General features: G+C 31.8%; 22 protein-coding genes. 2 read left to right on the plus strand and 20 right to left on the minus strand.

Annotation, left to right across the window (positions count from 1 at the left end; translation table 11 throughout):
* Positions 1-460 precede the first annotated feature (460 nt).
* Positions 461-1033, plus strand: a complete 573-nt coding sequence (locus RR409_RS07040) for a 5-formyltetrahydrofolate cyclo-ligase (protein WP_332557030.1) — start codon at positions 461-463, stop codon at positions 1031-1033.
* Positions 1034-1089: 56 nt separating this feature from the next.
* On the opposite strand, the gene RR409_RS07045 is transcribed toward RR409_RS07040, so the two are convergent.
* The 4 genes from RR409_RS07045 to RR409_RS07060 all read right to left on the minus strand — a co-directional run bounded on the left by RR409_RS07045 (position 1090) and on the right by RR409_RS07060 (position 7184).
* Positions 1090-2154 carry a serine hydrolase domain-containing protein gene (locus tag RR409_RS07045; protein WP_332557031.1) on the minus strand — a complete coding sequence of 355 codons (1065 nt, stop codon included), beginning with the start codon at positions 2152-2154 and terminating at the stop codon, positions 1090-1092.
* Between the two features lie 343 nt (positions 2155-2497).
* Positions 2498-3934, minus strand: coding sequence for a serine hydrolase (locus RR409_RS07050; protein ID WP_332557032.1), 1437 nt, complete (start codon positions 3932-3934; stop codon positions 2498-2500).
* A gap of 37 nt (positions 3935-3971) precedes the next feature.
* Positions 3972-5186, minus strand: coding sequence for a hypothetical protein (locus tag RR409_RS07055; RefSeq protein ID WP_332557033.1), 1215 nt, complete (start codon positions 5184-5186; stop codon positions 3972-3974).
* An 852-nt stretch (positions 5187-6038) separates the two neighbouring features.
* Entirely contained in the window at positions 6039-7184 is a 1146-nt protein-coding gene (locus tag RR409_RS07060) for a DUF5667 domain-containing protein (protein WP_332557034.1), read from the minus strand.
* A 339-nt stretch (positions 7185-7523) separates the two neighbouring features.
* Between RR409_RS07060 and RR409_RS07065 the strand changes: the two genes are divergently transcribed.
* The gene (locus RR409_RS07065) at positions 7524-9053 is read left to right on the plus strand and encodes a methyl-accepting chemotaxis protein (protein ID WP_332557035.1); all 1530 of its coding nucleotides are present in this window, start codon (positions 7524-7526) and stop codon (positions 9051-9053) included.
* 128 nt (positions 9054-9181) lie between these two features.
* Here RR409_RS07065 and RR409_RS07070 read toward each other — a convergent pair whose 3' ends face one another.
* From RR409_RS07070 to buk (RR409_RS07145), 16 genes are all read right to left on the minus strand, one after another.
* Positions 9182-9805: an HAD family hydrolase gene (locus RR409_RS07070; protein WP_332557036.1), complete on the minus strand. Its 624-nt coding sequence runs from the start codon at positions 9803-9805 to the stop codon at positions 9182-9184.
* A gap of 183 nt (positions 9806-9988) precedes the next feature.
* Positions 9989-11815 carry a glutamine--fructose-6-phosphate transaminase (isomerizing) gene (gene glmS, locus RR409_RS07075; RefSeq protein ID WP_332557037.1) on the minus strand — a complete coding sequence of 609 codons (1827 nt, stop codon included), beginning with the start codon at positions 11813-11815 and terminating at the stop codon, positions 9989-9991.
* Between the two features lie 737 nt (positions 11816-12552).
* A complete protein-coding gene (gene glmM, locus RR409_RS07080) occupies positions 12553-13902 on the minus strand; it encodes a phosphoglucosamine mutase (RefSeq protein ID WP_332557038.1) in 1350 nt (449 codons plus the stop codon).
* 161 nt (positions 13903-14063) lie between these two features.
* Positions 14064-14420 (minus strand): hypothetical protein, encoded by a 357-nt coding sequence (locus RR409_RS07085; protein WP_332557039.1) that lies wholly within the window; start codon positions 14418-14420, stop codon positions 14064-14066.
* A 100-nt stretch (positions 14421-14520) separates the two neighbouring features.
* Positions 14521-15852 (minus strand): MFS transporter, encoded by a 1332-nt coding sequence (locus RR409_RS07090; RefSeq protein ID WP_332557040.1) that lies wholly within the window; start codon positions 15850-15852, stop codon positions 14521-14523.
* A gap of 297 nt (positions 15853-16149) precedes the next feature.
* Positions 16150-16773: a YhbD family protein gene (locus RR409_RS07095; RefSeq protein WP_332557041.1), complete on the minus strand. Its 624-nt coding sequence runs from the start codon at positions 16771-16773 to the stop codon at positions 16150-16152.
* Between the two features lie 137 nt (positions 16774-16910).
* The gene (locus RR409_RS07100) at positions 16911-17702 is read right to left on the minus strand and encodes a polymer-forming cytoskeletal protein (RefSeq protein WP_332557042.1); all 792 of its coding nucleotides are present in this window, start codon (positions 17700-17702) and stop codon (positions 16911-16913) included.
* A gap of 684 nt (positions 17703-18386) precedes the next feature.
* Entirely contained in the window at positions 18387-18668 is a 282-nt protein-coding gene (locus RR409_RS07105; protein WP_332557043.1) for a DUF1294 domain-containing protein, read from the minus strand.
* Positions 18669-18857: 189 nt separating this feature from the next.
* Positions 18858-19388, minus strand: a complete 531-nt coding sequence (locus tag RR409_RS07110; protein ID WP_332557044.1) for a 2-oxoacid:acceptor oxidoreductase family protein — start codon at positions 19386-19388, stop codon at positions 18858-18860.
* Between the two features lies 1 nt (position 19389).
* Positions 19390-20139 (minus strand): thiamine pyrophosphate-dependent enzyme, encoded by a 750-nt coding sequence (locus tag RR409_RS07115; RefSeq protein WP_332557045.1) that lies wholly within the window; start codon positions 20137-20139, stop codon positions 19390-19392.
* Positions 20139-21209, minus strand: coding sequence for a 3-methyl-2-oxobutanoate dehydrogenase subunit VorB (locus tag RR409_RS07120; protein ID WP_332557046.1), 1071 nt, complete (start codon positions 21207-21209; stop codon positions 20139-20141). The genes RR409_RS07115 and RR409_RS07120 overlap by 1 nt, the downstream gene beginning before the upstream one ends.
* 13 nt (positions 21210-21222) lie before the next feature.
* The gene (locus RR409_RS07125) at positions 21223-21435 is read right to left on the minus strand and encodes a 4Fe-4S dicluster domain-containing protein (RefSeq protein ID WP_332557047.1); all 213 of its coding nucleotides are present in this window, start codon (positions 21433-21435) and stop codon (positions 21223-21225) included.
* Positions 21436-21586: 151 nt separating this feature from the next.
* Positions 21587-22261 (minus strand): P-loop NTPase, encoded by a 675-nt coding sequence (locus tag RR409_RS07130; protein WP_332557048.1) that lies wholly within the window; start codon positions 22259-22261, stop codon positions 21587-21589.
* Between the two features lie 79 nt (positions 22262-22340).
* Complete coding sequence (gene buk, locus RR409_RS07135) at positions 22341-23411, minus strand: butyrate kinase (protein ID WP_332557049.1); 1071 nt, start codon at positions 23409-23411, stop codon at positions 22341-22343.
* Positions 23412-23426: 15 nt separating this feature from the next.
* Entirely contained in the window at positions 23427-24332 is a 906-nt protein-coding gene (gene ptb / locus RR409_RS07140; RefSeq protein WP_332557050.1) for a phosphate butyryltransferase, read from the minus strand.
* Positions 24333-24534: 202 nt separating this feature from the next.
* Positions 24535-25623, minus strand: coding sequence for a butyrate kinase (gene buk, locus RR409_RS07145; RefSeq protein ID WP_332557051.1), 1089 nt, complete (start codon positions 25621-25623; stop codon positions 24535-24537).
* Positions 25624-26040 lie beyond the last annotated feature (417 nt).

A 26040-nucleotide genomic window follows, 5' to 3' on the forward strand; every position in this document is an offset into this window, starting at 1 on the left:
TTTTTGCTTAATACTGTCCATTATATATTCTATTATATATGAATATGTTAAATTATAATAGGGTTTTATAAAATATATTTATTTTAACCTGTGCTTATTTAATTCAATTACACTATAATTAATTATACTTAATTATAAGTAATTATGTTTTATTTTATTTAATTGTGTTAAGCTACAAATAATCTCATATAATTATTTATTAGTATGTCCTAAAATTTCATTCCAAATCCATTTATAGGGAATCACCTAAAATTACAAAAGATCCCTCTTTAAAATATAATTCCTAGCAGTATTCCTAAACTCCTATATTAGAGAAAAAAATATCACTATATATCCTAATGGTGTACTTTATATGAGTACCATTACTCTTTAACTTCATCAATTCTTTATATATAATGGTATATAAGGTAACAAATCTATTTTTAAATAAACGCGAACTAATTATTAAGGAGTGATATTCATGGTGTCTCTTTCTAAAAAGGAATATAGAGAAGAAGTTTTAGCCCTTAGATCACAACTCGCTATTGATACTAAAAACCAGTGGGATAACATAATTTTAGATAAACTAATTAACAGTGATTATTACAAAAATTCCTCTGTTATTTTTACCTTTGTTTCTTTCAGAGATGAAGTTGATACTCATAAATTTATAGAGCAAGCCTTAAAAGATGGCAAAACTATTTGCGTACCAAAAGTGCCATCAAAAAAGCAAGGTATGGAAACACATATCATTAAAGGCTTTGAGGATTTAAAAGAAGGATACTTTGGAATTTTAGAACCAATAGACGGGTGCACAAAAGCTTCTCCCGATGACATTGATTTCATCTTAATGCCTGGAGTTGCATTTGATATGGAAGGGGGAAGAGTTGGCTATGGTGCAGGTTTCTATGATAAGTTTCTTGCTAAGCTAAACAATGCCGTACCAAAGATAGCTATAGCTTACGACTTTCAATTATACGAAAAAGTCCCTACAGATGAATTTGACATAAAAATCGATGGCATTATTACTAATAAAGACTTTATAATATTTTAAAACATTATAAAAAATCCTTTCAGAAATGCAGCTCTGAAAGGATTTTTATAATATAACTATAACTTACCTACTAATAATTCTTGAATCTCCCTTGCCAATGCCCAAACATTACAGTCCTGATTAGCAAGAATTACAACTGTTGTATCAAATGAAGGATAATAATTAAACTTACACGCAACTCCCGCATTCACTCCATCCTTTGTTACTAGCAGTATTTCATCATCCCCACTTCTGAAAATAAATTCAAAACCATATCCCATCTTAACAGTGGCTTTTTCGTACTCTCTATAAAGCTCCTTTGGTGAAAACAAGTCCATTGTGAGTTCCTTTGATAAAACACTTCCTTTATAAAGTTTACGGATAAACAAATCTAAATCACCTACAGTTGTATGAGCTCCTCCATCTGGGGATCCTACTGGTGGATAAGAGTATATATTCTTCCTCAACCCTATAACTTCATCCTTATCATTGCAAAGTGCACTATAACCTTCTGCTACATTTTCATTGATATCATCCATACTATAAAAGTCTGAGTTCACCATTCCTATTTTTTCAAAAACTTGCTCTTTAATGTACTGACGATATTTCTGTCCTGTAAGCTTTTCAATAACTAGTCCCAGCAAAACAAATGCAACATTATTATATCTGCATCCTTTTCCTGGCTCAAAGTTAGGCTCCTTATGAATAAATTGAGGCAAAAAATCAATAGTTTCTCTTATAGAGTAGTTTGGCTTAACCTTCCATATATCTTCATAATTCTCTCCTGCTTCCTCATCAGCATCATCTCCAATTCCTGAAGTATGAGTTAATAAATGATAAATATTAACTTCCTTTGAAATTGTAGTATCCTCTATCCCTAAAATTTCTAAAACTTTATCTTGAAAATTCAAAAGTCCTTTTTCAATTAATAGAAGTATGCCGACTACAGTAAATAATTTTGTGATAGATGCAGTATCAAATCTTGTGGATACTGTGTTTTTTATTTTCCATCCCTTATGCGCATAACCATAAGCCCCATTAAACAACGTAATATCTTCCTTTTTCACTAATATTGCTCCTGAGAAATCCTTATGCACTGCATAACTTTCAACAATCTCTTCTATCTGTTCTTGAATATTCATTACATATATCCCCCAATAACCTTACATATTTGCTAAATTAAGATTTCGTTTATCTTTCAGATTCAATTCCCAAGCTATTTCTCCACTAAAATATAACTTTTTAAGAATATAAAAATATTTATTCTTTTATTCTTATATTTTAAACAATATAAGAATATATAGTATCTATGCGGGTTTCAGAGTGTTACCCTATATTACGTCTATAAAAAACAATGTAAAAATCACTTATTATAAACTGTATCTAAGTGCTTGAATAAACTTGCTTCCCTATGGTTTTTATGGTGAAACTTTTATTATAATTTTACTCCACATTAACACTCTCCAAATTAAATAATTAGTAAATTTACTTTAGTTCACCTTCTAATTCCTCCACAATCTTCTTCCCTCTTGTATTGTTTGGATCTAATTCTATTGATTTTTTATAGTTTTCTAAGGCTAACTTCTTGTTTTCATTAATTAGATACATTTCACCTAAACTATCATATAGATTTGATGCTTTTGGAAATTCAAGGAGTCCTATTTTTAAAATCTCTATTGCTTTTTCTATTGCTTTCTCGCATAAAAAACCATATGCAGTAGAATTAAACTCTCTCTCAATGGCTATATAGCTTTCCTTATCCTTTTCTTTCATAAAGCTATAACTTTCTAAAGCAGCATCATAACCGCTAGAAATCAGTGTCCTAGCAATATGTCGTGCAAGAGATTTCTTAAACTTCTCTGGTTCAACTCCTATGATAATATCCATAATTGCAGAGCATAAGTTATTGAGAGAAATAAAATCTGCATTTGTCATTACAACTAATGCTGCATTGATTTCTGGAAAAAGCATCAAATTGCTTGCATACCCTGTGTCCCCACCACTGTGACTTCTAACCTTATTTCCTTTATATCCACCTAGAAACCAGGAAAGTCCTATTTCTGTGGCATAGCCCTCCCATCCTGTATTTCCTTGCGCTGTCCAAAGTTCTAAGTAACTATCTGATTCTAATATCTGCTTATTACCTAATGTCCCATGGTTCAAATTTGCAATAGCATAATTGCACATCTCTACTACATTTGAACAAAGGGTAGAACTTGGTCCATGGAAGCGGTTATATGGGAAAACTTCACTTACCTTTGGACCATATCCACCTTCAATTCCTAGAATATGAGGAGTTGTAAGTAACTCTTTTGAAAGTAATGGCTTATAAAAGTTACTTTCCTTCATATCTAGAATATCTAATATATTCTTCTTCATATACTCCTCAAAGGATACCCCTGAAACCTTTGCAATAACATCCCCTAATATTTCAAAAGCAATATTACTATAAGCAAATTTTTCTCCTGGTTCCCACATTAAGGTTTCAACTTTTATACTTCTAATATATCTTTCTAGTGCACCTTCATCATATTGAGGGTTATTCCATTCATAATCTTCTACATCTGGCATCCCTGAAATATGATTTAGCAATTGTCTAATGGTAATTTTTTTGTATCTCTCATCGTTAAGCTGAAAATACGGTAAGTATTCCACCAAACGTGAATCTAAATTAATCTTTCCTTGCTGAACTAATTGCATTATCCCTGTAGCCACAAAAGTTTTTGACACTGAGGCCATATGAAAAAGAGAATTTTCTGTAACTGATTCTCTTGTTTCAACATTTTTTACTCCAAAACCCTTTGTATAAATAACTTCCTTATTATAAACTACCCCTACTGTTAACCCTGGTATTGGTTCATTGTCCATAAATTCCTTAATAACTTTATCCAAGTTTTCTATTATTTTATTATTTATATTCATTTGTTTCTCCCCTTACATTTCTTTCTATATTAAAATTCTACTGTTCTATCCTAGAAGCTGCTTCAGTTTTTCCTTCAAGGATATAATTGAAAGGAAGAGAAAATTGAAGATATTTAAATACCCAATTCCCATTTTCTCGAATAAGTACTCCTTCAAGCCTAAATGGCCAAACATATTCTTCACCTCTAGCATTTTCTTTGAAAGTGTCAGCAATTCTTCTTCTTATATTAAAAAGCTTATCCTTATCATTTAAATCACTTTCAAATATATTGTTGATTATATCTACTGTATTTTCAAAGGCATCCTTTTCTGAAATTTCTTTCTTCATAATGCCATGGGTAACTACCCAAACCACATCATCATTGGAATTAATTAAACAATTTTCATGTTCTAATATCATCTCATCGTAACATGCTCTATGGTTTTTTATTAATTTCTTGATTTCTTCTTCATTACTACAAACAGTTTTGTCTGTGTTAACAATTAATGGATTGGCATCAGTGAAATACTTATTAGCAACTATGTGTATTTCCTTATCTGGACACAAATACTCCTTATTAAAATTTTGTAGAATTTTTGATATTTCATCTCTGTATTCTACTGCATTGTTAATAGAATACTCCTTGATTTTCATTTCTTCTTCCTTAAAACTTTCTATTTCATATCCAGTATTCTCGAGTCGTACATCAGGTAAATATCCCACTACTGGGAGTGAAAATTGTATTTGCCTTATAATCCATCTCGATTCCTTTTTCACGAGGATAAAAGAAATTCGTAAATCCCATAAATAATCTCTTTTCTCACCATCCCACTTATTTAATAAATGGCACAGCTTCCAATTGATTTCAGTTAACTTAACTTTATTAGGCATTTTACTAGTATCAGAAACTCCATCAAAATATTCTTTAATATATCCTAAATAACGTGCATAAGTATCATTGTTGCTTGCAAAAGAATACTTGATAGTAGCTGTAGTGTATATTAAAGCTGTGTTTCCTAGTGGAATTATGGTGGCTTCATCAGTGTTAATTCTTAAATCTCCCCAATACTCCCAATCCCCTAAAAATATTTCTTTAACTTCCTCATAACCTAGACACCATTCACCATTACTTGTACCAACTACAATTACATTTTCATCTTTATCAAATAATTTACCCATGAAGTTATCAATTTCCTTCAAATCTCTTTGTATATAACCCTCTTGAACTATATTTAGCACTTCCATTAATTCATTGTTTACTACATTTTTCATATATTAGCCCCCTTACTTATATCTTTCATTGTTTCGCTGTTATCCGCCCTAATTAAATGATATATTTACTTCTTTCCTAAACTAAAAAGACTGTAATAAAGCAAAGCCTTATTACAGTCTAAAAATATCTACAATATTTTACATAACAAAATAAACATACACTAAATAAATTCAATGAGTTCTATAACAGTAATTGGAAAATCTCCATACTTATTCCAATATTGAGAAATTCACATTACTAAGATACATAAGTGTATTATGAATTTATACTAGTAAGCTAAATGTAAAACAAAGGATTTTAATTTTAGTTCTATAAGTTTGACAGTGTCTACTTGCAAATCTTGAAAGAAGCACAACAAATAAACCCAATTTATTAGGCCGTTTAAAACTTCTTTAAATATTAAATTTCAATTTTGAAATTAATTAGCAAGTAGTAATCATCATTTTATAGTACCCCCTATGTGTTATATGTAAATTATATCCATTAAAGTAATAAAAGTCAATTAATTTACAAATACTTCTATATTCCTTTTATCGTCAGATAACATCATAAAACCCCCTTACAGATGGTGATTGTCACTTCCATCCACAAGGAGGTTTTTTATTAAGCTTTTACTAATTATTTACCGTGAATATAAAATCATATCTTCACTTCAACTTTGAAAGTCAACAGATCTATTAATTAAAATAGATTTATGTAAATCAACCCTATTTACACTTCTGAGCTATCTGAACCTAGAAAGCGGTTCTAGATTCAGATAGCTCTTTTATACATTTAACAACGTATATTTAACTTTATATTAATTGCCTTTTCTCAGGGCATTCTCTTTTTATAATACATTGAGATTTATGCTAGTCTCTATTTTGTTCTTCTGCTTTTTTGGCTTCCTCTTTTGCTTTTTCATCAGCTTTCTTATTAGCTTCTCTTAGCTTTTCTTCTGCCTTTTTAGCCTCTTCTCTAGATTTTTCCTCTGCCTTCTTCACTTCTTCTTTAGATTTCTTTACTTCTTCTCTAGCCTTTTCTTCATCCTTTTTAGGTTCTTCCTTAGCTTTTTCTTCTACTTTCTTTTCCGCTTCCTCTATCTTATTTTCTTCCACAGAAGCTTTCTCTTCTACCTTTTCTATCTTGTGATTTGCCTTTTCAACCTGCTTCATACCCAACTTAATTCTTTTTTCTGCTTGCTTAACAAGCTTCTTTACTTCCTCTTTTGCTGAATCAGCAAAGTCCTTTAATTCCTCAAGTTCATCCTTTAAAGCCTCAGCGCTCTTCACCTTTTCTTCTGCTAATATAATCGCCTCTGGGTCTCCATTTTTCTTTGCCTCTTCAAGATCTTTCTTTGCTAACTCAAACTGCTCTTTTGCATCAAAGAAAGCTGTCTTTGCCGCATAAAAAACATTAACAGCTGTAATTGCCTTATCCTGCTCATTTAATGCATTTTCAATAGCTAATTTAGACTCTTCTGGAGCTTTTTCAAGGATAGTCTTTAATATTTCCTCGCTTTTTATGTAGGCCTCATTAAGAGATTCAAGAGTTTGTACAGCCTCATCCTTTGCTTCAATAGCATTGTTTATATGCTCTGCAGCTGAAGCTAACATTTCCATGTAATTAGAAGTTGCTTCACTAGCAAGTTCTTCTTCGCCTTCATTTGCCATAACAGCTGCTTCTGCAACTCTTTCCGTAGCTAATTGAGCCTTAAGTGCCGCCAGCTTTTCTTCACTTTTAGTAATTGCAATTTGGAGCTTCTCTATAGCAAGCTCTAAATTATAAAAAGATGAGTTAGGTAGCACACCTGCTGAATCCTTTATTTCCTCTTCGCTTACTACTGCATCAGTTTCAGTAATTTTCACTTCATCTACTACTGTGTTAGTTTCAGTTTCTGCTGCGGTTTCATTTGTTATCTGGTTTGCATCTGTAGTAGCATTATCACTTGCATACGCCGTACCACCTATTCCTGTTAAATAAGTTGCTAATAATAATGCTATAATGTTCTTTTTCATTAATTATCCCCCCTAGTAAGTTTTAAATTATATATTAGTAATACGTTTCTTTCTTACTCCCAACTGGGGTGGGCAGATAAAGTTATTTTATCAATCTGAATATTACTTTTATTTATCAATTACAACTATCATTGCATTATTTATGATAAAACATTCTAAATAATGTAAATATGTTATTTACTTGGTAGGGTAATAAATAAATATTAGCTTAAATTATGATAATGACATTGAAAAATATGTATTTTTTAGTAAATTAATGTATATTATTGAAAAATATAGTATAATTAATATGAATAAGGATAAAAAAAGGGGGGAAACTGCTTAAAAGCAGCTATTATCATGGAAAAAAAAGAGTATTTAATAAAGAATGAATATGAAGTAAATAAACAAGTTGCATTTATTCTCTGTATTACAGCTGTAATCATTATTCCCATTGTATTTTCATTAATCTATTTTAGAATATTTCCAATCCCATTTGACACTGCAAAATTCCCATTAGCTTTTGCATTTATAATATTTTTATTATGTTACTTTGTAAGTAAATTTGGATATTACGATAAGCCCTGGTTTAAGTATTTTGCTATAATTACCTGTACCTTAGGGATAGCCTCTATATTTAGACCCTTTAAATGGAATGCTTACGTTGTACTATCTTTTCCCATAATTTTATCCGCAATGTATTTTGATAAGAAACTTGTTAAACTTACATTTTTTATTTCAATGTTGTCTTATTTAACTGTGGATTATTATGTTCAAGCTGATATGATTGCAGATGGTTTTTTTAGTGGGAGAACTGTATTAAAAGCATGGATAATTTCTTCAATATCAAACTTATTGAACTTCGCAGCAATTGTATTTGTTACTTTGAAGATTGTTGATAGGTCTAGAAAAATTATGTTGGGCCTAATAGGTGCGGAAGAACAATCCAAGCTACTTAATAAGATTACTAAGATTTTAAATAAAATTAAAGAGGTTTCTACTACTTTAAATGACTCGGCTAACAGTTTAAAACACATGGCTACTGAAACTAGCTACTCAAATGAGCTAATTGCAGAAAATGCTGGGAAAACATCTAAAACCTTTGAAGATACCATTACCTATATAGAAAACGCATCTATAACTATAAATAATATTTCTAAAGATTTAAAAGATATTGGAGAGGAAACTAGCAAGGTTAATGAAGCAGGAAATAGGGCAATAAAATCCTCTTCTAGCAGCTTAAAAGAAATTGAAAATACAGTGGAAGAAATGAAAAATATTCAAAAAGAGTTTGAAGAGAATAGGATACTAATTAAAAGGTTAGGAGAAAGGTCTGCTGAAGTAAGTGAAATATCTCAAGTAATTAGTTCTATTTCAAGTCAAACAAATCTTCTTGCACTTAACGCAGCTATAGAAGCAGCAAGAGCAGGGGAAATGGGGCGAGGTTTTGCCGTAGTTGCGGAGGAAGTACGGACACTTGCAGATAAGTCCTCTGAAGCAGCGAAGAATATTTCTATGCTTATTGATCAAGTATTAAGTGATACAAATAAAGCAATTGAAGCTACAGAAAGTAATATTAATAAAGTGGACAAAGGCTTACATATGGTTAAAAGATCAGGAGCTATGTTTAAAGAAACGGCTGAAATAAATGAAGAAGCTTACTATAAATTAAATAATATTACTAATTCTAATAAGAGAATTAACGAATATTCAAATACAATTGTAACAATCATGGAAAATATAGATAGACTTTCTAAGGAAGGAACTATACAAATGCATGAAATTGCCTCTTCCGTAGAAGAACAGGTTGCTTCAGTACAAACTGTAGTAGCTTCAGTGAATGAAGTTGATAGAATAGCTAATGAACTTTTTGTAATTTCAAAAGAATAAATTATTAAAAGCAATTAAAAAGTAGTTAAACTTTAAATTTAACTACTTTTAGCTTTATTGAGCAGAATTTACAAAGTACAAAAATTATCATATATTTCTTAGATATACAAGTCTCGACTAAGTTAACTTTAGAAGACTTTTAATAAATCTGATATTTCCTCAATAATATAATCATATTCTGTTACTTTTCCAAAGCCATAGCTTGCATAAACAAAAGGTATCTTTGCTAATCTTGCACCATCAAAGTCTCCCTGGGTATCCCCTACGTAAACTGGATTTTTAAGGTTATTTCTCTCTATAACTTTTTTAATATTTTCTCCCTTAACTAAACCAGTACTTCCTGCACATTCAATATCCTTAAAGTATTTTTCCATGTTATGATATTCTAAAAAAGTTTCTATATATCCACACTGACAATTACTTACTATAAATAGAGAATACTTTTGTGATAATTCCCTTAGGGTGTCTTCTAGTTTAGGATAAAGAACTCCCCCTTCTTTAAGTAATAATTCCTTTTCTACCTTACAACAAAGTTCCATAACCTTTTCTTGAGTTCCTTCATCCAAGTTTGGAAGTAATCTTGCACCAATATCCTTGATTAAAAGCCCCATGGTTCCTTGCAATTCTTTAATTGTTATTGGATCTCTTAATTCTCCTTTATCTGATATTACCTTATTCCAAGCTTTTAATATCACCTCAGTTGAATCCCATAGAGTTCCATCTAAATCAAAAATAATTGAATCTATATTCATGCACCTATCTCCTTTTATTCCCCTATACTATTTATGTTATTTATCATATATATTATAAATCTACTTTATACAAAATAAACCGCACTTCTTATACTTAATAGCATCGTCGAAGTGCGGCATTCATTGAACTTATTTAAATTTTTATCTATTATGCTAATTAAAAAAGTTAAAAAACTTTTTTAATTATTCAACAGTTACTGATTTTGCAAGATTTCTTGGTTTATCTACATCGCAGCCTTTTTCAATTGCCATATAGTAAGAGAATAATTGTAGTGGAATTACTGCAATTACTGGCGCTAATAAGTCCATTACTTTTGGAATATAAGATACTGAGTTCACTGATTTTTCTATCTCAGTGTGGCCTTCTTGTGCAAAGGCATATACCTTAGCTCCTCTTGCTGAAACCTCTTTTATATTGCTTACCATCTTGTCATATAAGCTTTCTTGAGTTGCCATTGTTATTACAATGGTACCATCTTCTATTAATGCTATTGGACCATGTTTAAGTTCTCCAGCAGCATATGCTTCTGAGTGAATATAAGATATCTCTTTAAGCTTTAAAGATCCTTCCATCGCCACTGCATAGTCAAGTCCTCTTCCTAAGAAGAACATGTCTTTATGCTTAGAAGTTTTTGTAGTGAACTTTTGTAGTGTTTCTTTATATTTTAAAACTTCCTCAGCTTTTTCTGGAAGCTTTAACATTTCTGTTTTTATATTTTCAATCTCTTCATTTGTTAGAGTTTCTTTGTGCTGAGCAAAGAATAGAGCAATAATATACATTGCTATAAGCTGAGTTACATAAGCTTTTGTTGATGCAACTGCGATTTCTGGACCTGCCCAAGTGTATAATACATCATGTGCTTCTCTTGATGCTGAGCTTCCTACAACATTTGTTACAGCAATTACTCTAGCACCTTTTGATTTTGCAAGTCTTAAAGCTGACATAGTGTCTGCAGTTTCTCCAGATTGGCTTATAACTATCATTAATGTGTTTTCATCAATGATTGGATCTCTATATTTAAACTCTGAAGCTATATCTATTTCTACTGGTATTCTTGCAAGCTTCTCTATAACGTACTTACCTACAACTCCTGCATGATAAGCTGTTCCGCATGCAACTATATAAATTTTATTTAAATTCTTTATTTGTTCTTGTGTTATATGAATATCATCAAGTTTTATTGGTTGACCCAACATAATTCTTGATGTCATTGTATCTTTTATTGCTTTTGGTTGTTCATGAATTTCTTTAATCATGAAATGCTCATATCCACCCTTTTCAGCAGCATCAGCATCCCAAGTTACATGGAATATATCTTTATTTATTTCTTCTTCTAAATTGTTATATAGTTTAACCCCATCTTTTGTTAATACAACAAACTCTTTATCTTCTAAAAGATAAACATCTCTTGTTTGATTTAACACTGCTGGAATATCTGAAGCAACGAAGCTTTCGTCTTTTCCAAGACCAACTACTAGTGGGCTCTCATGTCTAACCGCAACTAATTTGTCAGCTTCGTGAGTTGTAACAACCCCAATTGCATAACTACCTTCCATTTTTTCAGTTGCTTTGATTACAGCTTTTAAAAGGTCTCCCTCATAATAGTAATCTACAAGATTTGGAATTACTTCTGTATCTGTTTCAGAAATAAATTCATATCCTTTTGAAATCAACCATTCTCTTAAAGAAATATAATTTTCAATAATTCCATTGTGAACAACACTTACTGTTCCTTTAGCATTTGTATGGGGATGTGAATTCACATCTGATGGTGCACCATGTGTTGCCCATCTTGTATGCCCTATACCGATATTTCCTACTACAGGACACTGGTTAAGCTTTGATTCTAAGTTGGCAAGTCTGCCTTTACACTTAACAACCTCTAAATGTCCTTCATTTAAAATAGCCACACCAGCAGAGTCATACCCTCTGTACTCTAATTTGCTTAATCCCTCAATAAGAAGTGATGAAGCTTCTCTCTTTCCAAAATAACCTACAATTCCGCACATAAAAAATCTTCCTTTCAAAATTTAATTTTGTTTATGAATAAGAAGAATCACATTTTGTATAGCATTTCCCTAATGCCAATATCTTATAAACAATGAAGATATTTTACATAATCAACTTAATGATTTATTTTAACCTCTTCAGTAACATACCTATTTATGCCTAAATAAAAATAGGAAATGCACACTAAGAAATTAGGGTTAAAATTAAGCATAGCAAAAAATACTAACTCAAAATTAGTTAAATCCTTAACTTATCCAGGTATGAATTATATTCATACATAATAAAGGTTTTGACACCAGATCGTTTTGTCACAGAAATCACTTCCTGCTTTTATCAATCGTTAACGGTAGTGCGATACCGTGGGGCACCCGCCGAAGATTCGATACTCCCCATCCTCGTCAACTTATGTGGCTTATTTAATAATAGTAAAGTAAAATATTTATCCTACTTTGCTAATAAAACAATACACAATAAGTCCTGGCGCTTAGTTAAACTTATTTAAATTATGAAATTTAACCTCAGTTTATTATATTCTGAATAAGCTAAATGGTCAATGTTATTTTCTAGAATAAAAGGATACTTGTAATTTTTTTGAAATTTTTATAAAAATAACGTCAGTTTCGTTTAACAACAAAACAAAATTTCAATTTCTATTTTTAGAAGATAAAACACTTAACCTTTCAATAAATAAAAAAATGATAGTAAGAAGCAATATGGCTCCATACTATCATTTTTATTATTTATTAGCTTTTTCTTCTATTAATTTAGCAAGAGATGTTGCCATTTCATCAAGTTCACTTTGAACTTTTCCTTCTAGCATAACTCTAACTAGTGGCTCAGTTCCTGATGGTCTGATTAATACTCTTCCACATCCAGCTAACTTCTCTTCCATTTTTCTAATCTCAGCTGCTATTTCTTCATCCTTAACATGAATATCCTTCTTATCATTTGGAACTTTAGCATTAACAAGAACTTGTGGAAGTTCTGTCATCATAGCTGCAAGTTCACCTAAGGACTTTCCTGATTTTTTTATTACTGTAGCAAGTTGTAACCCTGAAACAAGACCATCTCCTGTAGTGTTAAAATCTAAGAATATTACATGCCCTGATTGTTCTCCACCTATGCTATAGTTACCTTTTTGCATTTCTTCAAGAACATATCTATCTCCAACTTTTGTTTTGATAGTTTTAATATTTTCTTCTTTTAATGCAATATCAAGACCAAGATTACTCATGACAGTTACCACAACCATATCCTGATTTAACTTTCCAATTTCCTTTAAATGCTTAGCAGCAATGCATATCATAAAATCACCATTGATAAGGTTACCCTTTTCATCAACAGCAAGACATCTATCTGCATCTCCATCAAAAGCAAGTCCTAAATCACATTTGTTTTCTACTACAAACTTCATTAAATCTTCTGGATGAGTAGATCCACAGTTTCTATTTATATTTATTCCATCTGGATTGTTATGAATAACAAACACTTCAGCTCCAAGTTCCTTTAGCGCTATTTCAGAAGTTTTATATGCTGCTCCATTGGCGCAGTCTATAGCTATTCTTAGTCCAGTTAAGTCTCCATCAATAGTTGATTTTGCAAAGGCTACATAATCTTCTATAGCAGTATCCACAACTAACTTTCTTCCTACCATTTCTCCTGTAGGAGTTGGTACACCTTGAAAATTGCTTTCTATCACTTCTTGAATTGTATCTTCTAATTCATCACTTAATTTAAATCCATCTTTATTAAAGAACTTTATTCCATTGTATTCTACTGGATTATGAGAAGCAGAAATAACTACACCTGCATCTGCACCATATTTTCTTGTGAGATAAGCTACTGCTGGAGTTGGAACTACGCCAACACACACTGCTTCTGCTCCCACTGATAATATTCCAGAAACTAATGCTGCTTCTAACATATCTCCTGAAATTCTTGTATCCATACCTACTAGTATCTTAGGTCTGTGTGTTCCTTCTGTTAGCACATGTGCCCCTGCTCTTCCTAAGCTATATGCAAGTTGTACTGTTAACTCTGTGTTTGCTATTCCTCTAACACCATCAGTACCAAATATTCTACTCATGTAATTCCCTCTTTTCCATATTTATCAATATATAAACTATGTTACTATCATTATTCATACAAATTTAATTATAATATAAAGTGATAATTATCACAATAATAAAAAACCTGGTAATCTCATGGGTTTCTGCATAAAAAAAACCCGTGGGAACGGGTTTTGTACTACAATATTGAAATTTTAACACTCTGATTTTCAGAGTTTTTTAGTTCTACCAACTCGCCTATAGCATTTTGTTCAATAGCCATTAAGATCAACTTTGCGAGTTTTTCTGAATCTAATTCCTCTAATCCCTTAATATTTAAATTTGGAATTTTTCCGAAGTTCCTAATTATCATGGACACAAATTTTAATGGCATTGTTAATTTAGTTGGTTCCTTATTTGCATCCTCATTTAATATTATATATAACATTCTACCTTTTACTGGTTTATATAAATTGTCAATCATAGTATTGGCCTTATCAATAGATATCTTCCCATTTTTTAGTGAAGATAATATATTATTTAATTCCTCCTTCAATAGAATCCTCCATTTTAAAGTGCTATATTCTATTATATGAGGTAATTATTCTATTAATTACTATTAGGTATCTGAAATACAATAACAAATCAAAGATGACTTATATAGATGCATTGGCCATTAGTTGTTCTACCGAAGAATTCTCACTATCATAATTTATAACTTCTTTGCAGCCTTTAAGCATACAGAAACCAATCATTTCAATTAGAAGTATTATAAATCCTCCACCCATAACGATTTTTAAAGGTAATACTTCTCCTAGAATTCCTCCTAGTAAGGTTCCAAGTGGAGATAAACCCATAACCAAGGATTGAAATAATGCAAAAACCTTTCCTCTCATCTCTCTTGGCACAATCATCTGCATGGTTGCAGATAATAAAGTATTAATTATGGCATTTCCTAACCCCTGTAAGAAAAACAGTCCTGTAATAATGTAAAAATTATTAGAGAATAAGAACAATATAGGGCAAATGCAAAGTAATATGGAACCAATAATAAATACATTGAATTTCTTCCTACAAGGTATAGTAACTACAGATAATAGTAAACTTCCCGCAACCATCCCTAAAGATTCTAGAGCAATTGCATATCCATATTTTGTTGGCCCCAAAAACTCCATAGATTTAAAGTACGGTAAAACTAACAAGAAAGCACCATTAGCAACAAAATTTATAAAACATGCTGTTAGGGTAATTCTTCTTAAAGCTTTGAAATTCCAAGTAAACTTAAAACCTTCTTTAAAATCTTCTAGAAAGGTAACTTTTTTATCACTCTTTTCAATTGGTGGCACAACTATAAATATCTCTGTAAATGCTGAAAATAGAAAAGATATCCCATTAAACAAGAACATATAGGCTGCTCCAAAGACAATATATAATCCTCCCCCTATAGCATTTCCTATCATCTGCATACTTGTACTTGACATAGTGGAAATTGAGTTTGCCTTAAGTAATTTAGATTTAGGTACTATATCTGGTTGTACAGAACTTATTGCAGGATTAAAGAAAGCTGCACATAAGCCATTTATAAGAGCTGTACCAAACACCATCCATATTTCAATGAAATTGAGTAGGGCAGCTACCCCTATAAGAGTATTAAATACCCCCCTGATAAAATCCGTTATTACAATTACCCATTTCCTGTCCCATTTATCTACTAGTACCCCAGCAAAAGGTGTTAAAATAAGGTTAGGAACCATTGATGTTGCCATCAAACTCCCCATTAATGCAGTTGAACCAGTTAGATCTAATATCCAAAAGCCTAAGGCAATTGAATACACAATATTTCCAAGAACAGACACTAATTGCCCCTGCCAAAGTAAGAAAAAGTTTTTATTCCACAATCTCTCTGATTTATTTAAATCACTATTTTCTATATTATTTCCTTGAGCTTCTTTTTGTAATTTTTTTTCATCATTTTCTCTTTCTATCATGCTACACCCCAAATTATTAATTACATAATCTTATATTCACTTATCTTAAAGTTATTCTTTTTATTTATATTTTTATGCCCCATGATTATAATTTCTCATTTTCTAGCCCACTTTTGTTTTGTTATTTAAATGCTGTTATTAAAGTCCCAGCAATCTGCGTCCTGTGATGAGCTAATACCACTTATAGAAAATTGCAGAGTTTAAGTCTCGAAAATGCTGTTTATCGAATGAATTACTTCATTTCTATTAATTCTTTATTTATGAGATTTAAGTTCCATGATTTTTATTGAAACTTACTTACACAACCTTAAGCTTTAATTTTTCAATAAATTTTGCTAAAGAAATTTTCACTACAATTCTAGCATTCTTATCAATAATGATTTCACTTTCATTAGTTACGCCAACACACATTGAAACTCCAAGCTTTCTTGCTAAAATAATTGTTCCGTGATTTCCTTGAAGAGTTTCATAATTATCCATTATAGTATCAACCATTAACTTTCCTTCATCTATGGTTATATCCCCCTTAATTAGGGTATTGTCAAGAATACTCATAGACAGTATTGCTTTAAAACTATAAATCTTCTGCTCACCATATAAATTTTTATATATATCTAAAGCCTCACTTGATATTGCTTTATTGCTTATAAGGACTTCTTCGCTAACATTTTCCACATCAATTTTTGTAGAAAACATATTGGCAAGGTCATCTAGTGGCATATCATCCTTTAAAGAAATAATTTTATTAATCCTATCTAATATTTTATCTTTAGGAAAATATGTTTCCTGGCCTGTAAAGCTTGATTTTTTAATGAACCACTCTTCAGGAATTAAATTTTTTCTTTTCCATCTATAAAGCTGTCCATAAGATATTCCAGTGACACTTAATATATCTTTTTTTGAGATTAATTCTTCATCCATAGCTAGCAACGTCTCCTTGTGATAAATTAAATGTAATTTATCATGTTTATTAATTTTTAACTTAAAAACATTGTATAATTAAGGTTAGTTATGAAAGATAAACTTATAACATAACAATGTTTTATATTGAATTTATTTTATATCTTTCTTGTTTCCTCTATTACAGCATTATCTTCTACTTTCAACTCTCCTGAATACTCTACCACTTTAATTCTACAGCCATTTCCAATAGTAATGTTTTCTCCTCTCACTACTTCTGCTATGGTATTTTCTAATTTAATTTCATCTGCTTCAATAGATTTTACTTTTAGGTATCCATAATTATTTCCAAAGGTCTTTGTAAGCCATCCCAATAAACCATTATTGTTAATAGGCCTTTCGCTTACAATAACTTTCGTTGATCCAATTTCCTCAACTGAGCTGTCTCCACCAACATGGATATACACCTCATCTGCGTTAATCATTCCACCCACTCTGAAACTTCCACTTATTTCTACCAGTTCACCTTCCATATTTTTCTCCACTGTAGCTGATCCTGATACCCTAATGTTCTCACCATAAATTCCGCCTAATATAGTTCCTGATCCTGATATCCCAAAATCTCTTCCTCTAAAATCTCCTTCAATTTTTCCACTACCACTGATTTTAAAATTATCTGCTTTCACATCTGAAGTTATCTTACCGCTTCCACTAATTTTTCCTTCTGTACAGTTTAATGATCCAGCAATAGTTCCACTTCCACTAATCTTAAAATCATTTGTAGTTATATTTCCCTCTACTTTCCCACTACCACTTATTTTGAAGGTGTTGCACTCCAAGTCTCCAAAAACTTTGCCACTTCCACTTATTGATACCTCGTCGTATTTACCACCATTTACACTTCCACTTCCAGAAATCCTTAATGAACCAACTTGCTCGTTATTTATCATGATAACCCTCCATTTATATAATGTTTATATAGATTACTTTAAATATTTTACACTTTAACGTAACATTGTTTTACTACTATGATACCAGTGTAACATAACATTGTTACGTTGTAAATATATATTATTATTTTTCTTTTATTTATTATCCTGCATATTAAAAACTTTTCATTCATAGCAGTTAATCTAATAAATATAAATTTAATTCTCTTAAGTGAACTTATAAACAAGATACTTTTCTACAATACCTTCTATAAGAATGTTTAACTTCACTAAAATCTACTCTTCAAATAGAGAATTCACTAAAAGAGGATGAGACCCTCTCAACCAAAATATAATTAAAAGCTTTTGTTAAACCTTGGAATTGCACCATATACCAACTTTCCTAAATCTGGTTTTATCCATTAATATAATTATATTACATCCTTTTGAGTTTGTGAATATAAAACTTAACTACCTTAATTAATATTATTAATTAAATAAATTAAATTAATATCAATATTAATAATGTTCACTATATTAATTTATTTTCATATTTCACTTATACATTTCATAGCCATTATAAATTACTATGTTACTTAAGCTTGAGAATTATTCTTCAATAAAAAAAAGACAAGAAAATTCTTATCTTTAGATTAAACAATAACACTTATAACTTTCATCTAATCATAATACAACTGGTATTTATTAAAATACAATTGAACTTAAATAAATTATTAAACAAATATGTATTATCAAAAATACCGGCACGAACACTTTAAATTTTAAATGTTTTGTCTTATGCCTAAATACAGTCATTCCAAGATATACTCCTAAGCTCCCAAGAAGAAAGGCAACTATCATTAGGGTATTTTCACTAATTCTCCATTTATGTTTTATAGCCCTTTTTTTATCCACATACATTAAAATAAATCCTAAAGTATTCACAAATAATCCAGTATAGATTAATATCTCATAAAATTTATCCATTTTCACCCACCCTTAATAGTATTGTTATTTAATCTTATCATAATATATTACTATTATTGTATAAAGACTTAATTTTTAATGTTTATTTGAATTCTTATACTTACCTCTGCACTACTTTAGCGCTTGAAATTTTTGCAATTCTGTTATAAAAAAATTAAACCCCTCAAAAATGAGGGGTTATTTTAAAATCTATTTAACGTATGAAGCTCCTACTTCTAGGGCTTTTCTGTTAACCTCAAAGAATTTTTCTTTTCCATGATCTCTTAGAGATTGAAGTAAAACATCCATAGAAACTATGTTTGTTTTAGCAACTAATGCTCCCAAAAGAACCATGTTTGCTATTTGCTTGCTTCCTAGATTAGCTGCTTCAGTTTGAGCTGGTATTTTTATTATTTCAACATCTTCTCTCACTGGCTCTCTATCAACTAGGTCGCTATCGATTATCAATAATCCACCTTTAACTAAGTCTTTTTCAAACTTATCAAGAGATGGTCTATTCATAACTACAACAGATGTTGGCATAGTTACTATTGGAGATCCTACTTGATCATCAGTAAGTATAACTGAACAGTTAGCAGTTCCTCCACGCATTTCTGGGCCGTAAGATGGTAACCAGGAAACGTTCATATTAGCATCCATTCCAGCATAAGCTAAGAATTTTCCCATGGATAATATTCCTTGTCCACCGAATCCTGCAAAGATTATTTCTTGTGATGCCATATTACTTTACCTCCTCAGTAGTATCTTTTTTAACACCTAGAGTGTAGAATGGCATCATGTTATCTCTTAACCATTTCATTGACTCATTTGGTGATAATCCCCAGTTTGTTGGGCATATTGATAGTACTTCAATTAAAGAGAAACCTTTTCCATCTATTGCATTTTGGAAAGCTTTCTTTATAGCTTTCTTAGTTTTTGCAACATTAGGAACACTGTCAGATGAAACTCTTTCAACATAGCAAGCTCCATCTAATGTAGCTATCATTTCAGACACTCTTATTGGATGTCCTTGTGTTTTTACATCTCTTCCATATGGTGAAGTTTCTGTAACTTGTCCTGGAAGTGTTGTTGGAGCCATTTGTCCACCAGTCATTCCGTAAATACAGTTGTTTACGAAGATTGTAACCATATTTTCTCCTCTAGTTGCAGCATGAACTATTTCAGCTGTTCCTATAGCAGCGAGGTCTCCATCTCCTTGGTATGTGAATACTACTGCATCTGGGTTTGATCTTTTTATTCCTGTTGCTACTGCTGGCGCTCTTCCGTGTGCTGCTTGGAACATGTCACAAGCAAAATAGTCATATGCTAAAACTGAACATCCAACTGGTGCAACTCCAATTGCTTTATCTAAAACTCCTAATTCTTCTAATACTTCTCCCACTAATCTGTGGATTGTTCCATGAGTACATCCTGGGCAGTAATGGGTAGGTACGTCTAACATTGCTTTAGTTGGTTCAAAAACTATAGCCATTATCTAGCACCTCCTACAATTTTCTTAACATTTTCTAAAATCTCAGATGGGTTTGGAACCATTCCACCAGATCTTCCAAAGAAGTGAACAGGTTTTCTTCCTTCAACAGAAAGTCTTACATCTTCAACCATTTGTCCACAGCTTAACTCCACTGAAAGGTATCCAAGCTTAGTATTGTTTATTGTTTTCTCGAAAGCTTCAGCTGGGTATGGCCATAATGTTATTGGTCTTATAAGTCCAAGCTTTATACCTTCTTTTTCAGCTAACTTAACAACATTTTTGCAAATTCTTGATGTTGTTCCGTAAGCTACCATAACTAAATCATTTTCTCTATCACAATTATATAATTCATATTTAACTTCATTTTCTTTTATAGCTTTATATTTTTCTTGAAGATGCTCATTGTGCTTTTCTAATCCTTCTGGTGCAAGATATAAAGAGTTAACAACGTTGTGCTGTTTTCTTCCTCTTAAACCATTTGCAGCCCAAGTTTTTTCTGGAAGAGCTTTAGGTGCTCTTTCTTTAAACTCTACTGGCTCCATCATTTGTCCAAGCATACCATCTCCCATGATCATAACAGGAGTTCTGTACATATCAGCTACATCAAAACCATCTTGAACTAAGTCAACCATTTCTTGTATTGAAGCTGGTGCATAAACAGGCATGTTAAAATCACCATGAGCTCCCCCTTTAGTTGCTTGGAAGTAATCTGATTGTGCAGGTTGAATTCCGCCTAATCCCGGGCCTCCTCTAACTATGTTTACGATTACACAAGGTAGCTCAGCACCCGCTATATAAGATATACCTTCTGCTTTTAAGCTTATTCCTGGAGAACTTGAAGATGTCATACATCTTACTCCTGTTCCTGCTGCTCCATAAACCATGTTTATAGCTGCAACTTCACTTTCAGCTTGAAGAAATACTCTTCCGATTTTTGGCATTTGTCTTGAAAGATATGCTGAAATTTCTGTTTGTGGTGTTATTGGATATCCAAAGAAGCACTGACAGCCAGCTTTAATGGCAGCCTCACCAATAGCTTCATTACCCTTCATTAATACTTTTTCTGACATGGGTACAACCTCCTTATGATTTTTCAACTGTGATTACAAGATCTGGGCACATTTTGCCACAGGAAGCACAGCCGATACATTCAGACATTTTCTCTTCAGTTACTGTTGCTGGATGGTAACCCTTTACATTTAACTTTTCAGAAAAGCTAATTATTTTTTTAGGGCATACAACGATACAGTGACCGCAACCTTTACATCTTTCTTCTCTAAAGAATACTCTTGACATAACTTCTACCTCCTTAAACTATGAAGCGATTTTTATGTTAACCTATAAAGCTAGTATATGCTCGTACAACTTTATTTTACTAGTTGACACCTTCAGTGTCAAACTAGTCATAAATATTTAACAATTGCAACTATTCCATTAGTTTGCAATGCTACTCTTCCCATTTTCTCCATGGTGGTAGCATGAAAATTTCTATAGGGAATATTTCTCCATGAACTTTTTCTTTTACTTCTTCCACTTTATCCACAGTGCAAACTGTATAAGCATGTGGCAAGTTTAGTTCTTTGGAAAGCTTTGAAACTACTTCATCACCTTTTATTATGTGTTCTGAAGTTGTTTCATAGGATAAATTTGTGTTTGAAATTAAATGTGTTGCTTTAAGTCTTGATGCTTTTTCTATTTCATGAATAAACTCTTTTGTATCTTTATCATTGGATGTAAATGGTCTATTTTGGTTTACAACAAAATACATGTCATATGGTTCTTCTTTAAAGAATCTATTGTATTGTCCAAGGGCTATTGACCCTGCACCATCTCCGCCAACATCAAATACTACATCATAGCTCTTATCATTAAACACAGCAATTACTTCTGCTGGAACTACCATAAGTTCTGCATTTACAAAATCAGGATTAGAAGAAATCACACGAATGCCATATTCTCCTAACATGTTTCTAAGATCTCTAACGCAGAAATAAGGGTTTACTATGTCTAAATCAACAATTGCTACTTTCTTTCCTTGCTTTGCTAGGCTTATAGCATAATTTATTGCAATTTCTGTTTTACCACTTCCGAAATGTCCTGTAAAAACCCTAATTCTACTCATTTATATCACCCTTTTTTAGTTAGTCATCTTGTAAAATAACAAATGAAGGTTTTTCATTTGTTATTTTACTATGGATGCCTTATTTATATTCTTTAGCAGTTTCTTCTCCTCTTAATACTCTTAAACCACCTTCTGCAAGAGCTAAGATTTCATCTTCTCCTGGGTAAACTACAACTTGAGAAATGAATTCAACTCTTTCTTTGATGTAGCTTACAAGATTCTTAGAGTAAGCAATTCCACCAGTAAGAATGATTGCATCAACCTTACCACTTAAAACTGCTGCAGCTTTACCTATTTCTTTAGCTACTTGATATCCCATTGCCTCGAAGATTAATTTAGCTTCTTTATCTCCAGCAGCAGCTCTATCATCTACAGCTTTAGCATCATTTGTTCCAAGGTATGCAACTATTCCGCCTTTACCTGTAATCATTTTTTTGATTTCACCTTCACTATATTTTCCACTGAAGCAAAGTTTAACTAAATCTCCAACTGGAAGTCCACCACTTCTTTCAGGTGAGAATGGACCTTCTCCATCTAATGCATTGTTAACATCTACAACTCTACCTGCTTTATGAGCTCCAACAGATATTCCACCACCTAGGTGAGCAACTATTAGATTTAATTCACTATAATCATTCTTAACTTCCTTTGCATATCTCTTAGCAACTGCTTTTTGATTTAATGCATGGAATATACTAACTCTTTCGATTTCTGGCATACCTGATACTCTTGCTATCTCGTCTAATTCATCTACTACTACTGGGTCAACAATATATGCTGGAATATCTAATCCTTTTGCTATTTCATTTGCTATTATTCCACCTATATTTGAAGCGTGTTGTCCTAATACACCCACTCTTAAATCTTCAAGCATAGCATCATTAACAGCATAAGTACCGCCTTCGATAGGTTTTAAGAGTCCACCTCTACCTACTACTGCACTTAATGTTGTTATGTCAAAATTCTTATCTTTTAACACATCTAAAATAACATTCTTTCTAAAGTCAATTTGATCAACTATAGTTGCATATTGACCAATTTCTTCAGCTGAGTGTCTTAAAGTCTCAATTAATATTTCTTTTTCATCTTCATAAACACCAATTTTTGTAGAAGTTGAACCTGGATTCAACATTAATAATCTATAAGCCATCTTATGTTCCCCCTATTATTTTGCTTCTGCAACAAGTGCAGCTAGTGCAATAGAATTCATTTTTGTTTCTGGAGAGTCTGCTCTTGAAGTTACTATAACTGGTGCAGCTGCTCCTGCAAGTAATCCACCACTATTAGAGTTTGTTGTATATGTTAAGCATTTATACATTGCATTACCTGCTTCAATGTTAGCCATTAGTAAAATATCAGCTTTTCCAGCCACTGGCCCTGATATTTTCTTATGATGAGCTGCTTCTTCAGAAAGTGCATTATCAAGAGCTAATGGTCCATCGATAATACAACCTTTTATTTGGCCTCTTTCACTCATTTTAGAAAGATTTGCTGCATCTAAGGTTGCTGGCATTGCTGGGTTAACCACCTCAACTGCACAAATAGGTGCAACCTTTGGCATTTCTATGTCTAGAGCATGAGCTACTTGTACCGCATTTTTGATTATATCAACTTTTTCCTTTAATTCTGGATACATATTAAAAGCAGCATCAGTTATAAATAATAATCTATCATAACCTGGCACCTCAAATACCGCTATATGAGACATTTGCTTTCCAGTTCTTAATCCTACTTCTTTATTTAAAACAGCTCTTAGGAAGGTTGCAGTATCTACAAGTCCTTTCATCATCATATCAGCTCTTCCGCTGGATACAAGTTTCACTGCTTCTAATGCCGCAGCATTGATATCTTTAACATCAATAATTTCAAACTCATCAATATTCATTTTAATATTGTTTGCTATTTTAACTATTTCTTCTTTATCTCCTACAAGTATTGCATTTGCTATTCCATTAGCCTTTGCATCTCTTACAGCTTCTAATACTGGCTCATCTTGAGCTACTGCTACTGCAACAGTTTTCATTTTTTGAGATTTTACTTTTTGTATTACTTCATCAAATGTTCTAATCATTTTGAGACCTCCCTTAACTTATGTTAAATAATTAAAAGGTTATTTTTGTGTTACAACTTCAAAGTAGAGCTAACTTCTACCAAAGTTTTTTATATAATATAACTCCCACTTAATATCTTTAAACCTATCCATCATATTCTTTCATATGTATAAGTGTACCTAATAAAAATATATAGTGAAAATTTAACCTTACAAAATATAGTTAGATTTTAACTTCATTTTCGTAAACTTTAGCATTTTCTAATCCTTGAACCACTCTTAGTGCACCTTGGGCAAGAGCAATCATCTCATCTTCACCAGGAACTAGTTCCACTGGTGCTATAAAGCTCACATATTCACTTATCCATGCTGTTAATCTTTTATTGTGTGCAAGCCCTCCAGTTAGGATAATAGCATCTACCTTCCCACAAAGAGTTGTAGCCATTGCTCCAATTTCCTTTGCAAGTTGATATGCCATAGCCTTGAATATTAGTTCTGCTTCCTTGTCCCCTTCTTCTATTCTTTTATCTACAATTCTACCATCATTAGTGCCTAGGTATGCTACAAGTCCGCCTTGTCTTGTTATCTTATTCTTAAGTTCTGTCAAGGTGTATTTCCCACTGAAAGCAAGTTTTACTAAATCTCCTACAGGTAACCCTCCAGTTCTTTCTGGTGAAAATGGACCATCTTCATTAGCATTATTACAGTCTAATAGCCTTCCATTTTTCACTGGAGATACAGTAATCCCCCCTCCAATATGAGCTACTACAAAGCTACTATTGTTAAGATCTAAGCCTTTTCTTTGACAAACTCTTCGAGTTACTGCCTTAACATTTAAAGCATGAACTAACGAGCGTCTAGTAATATCTGGAATTCCAGATATTCTTGATACATCTTCAATTTCATCTACTGCCACAGGGTCAACTATGTATGCAGGCAATTTAGCTTTCTTAGCAATTTCATGAGCTATGATTCCACCTAAGTTTGAAGCATGCTGACCTTGATAGCCTTCCTTAAGATCTTCTATCATCTTTTCACTAACATTATATGTACCGCCTGGCATTGGTCTTAAAAGTCCACCTCTACCAACTACTGCTACTAAATCCTGTAGTTCTATATTATTTTCTTCTAACCAGTTAAGTATCACTTCTGATCTCATATCTTTTTGATCGTATATATGTTCATATTTTTTTACTTCTTCAGCACTATGAGATAAGTTTTTATCTACGATACATGTTTCTTCCTGATAAATTGCTATCTTTGTAGATGTAGAACCTGGATTAATTGCTAATATATAATTTTTTTTCCCCATTTTAAAACCCCCATAAATTTGATTAGGTATCTGAAATTAAATAACAAGTCAAGGATGCCACAGATGTTTTATGAGTATAAGTTTACCTATGAGCACAAGTAAACTTGTATGCACAAACAGGTTCTATTGATAATTATGCTATAAATAAGGTCTGCTGACTCATCATGTCTCTGACATAAGATATGGCTAAATTCATTATCATACTGACTAGTTATTTTTTTAAATGCCCAATGCACTTTCAAGTTATGAATACGTTAACATTGAATATAGACTTAGAAATCTTTCTACTAAAATTCTCTGCTAATAATACATTACTAATCTTAAAATAAGCTTAAAGCTTTCCCCAAGTACATTTTAACAAATAATCATTATCAATATCAAGGATATTATAAATAAGTTAAAAATTAAATACGTTTT

Source organism: Clostridium sp., from assembly GCF_036642255.1.
Lineage (GTDB): Bacteria > Bacillota > Clostridia > Clostridiales > Clostridiaceae > Clostridium_J.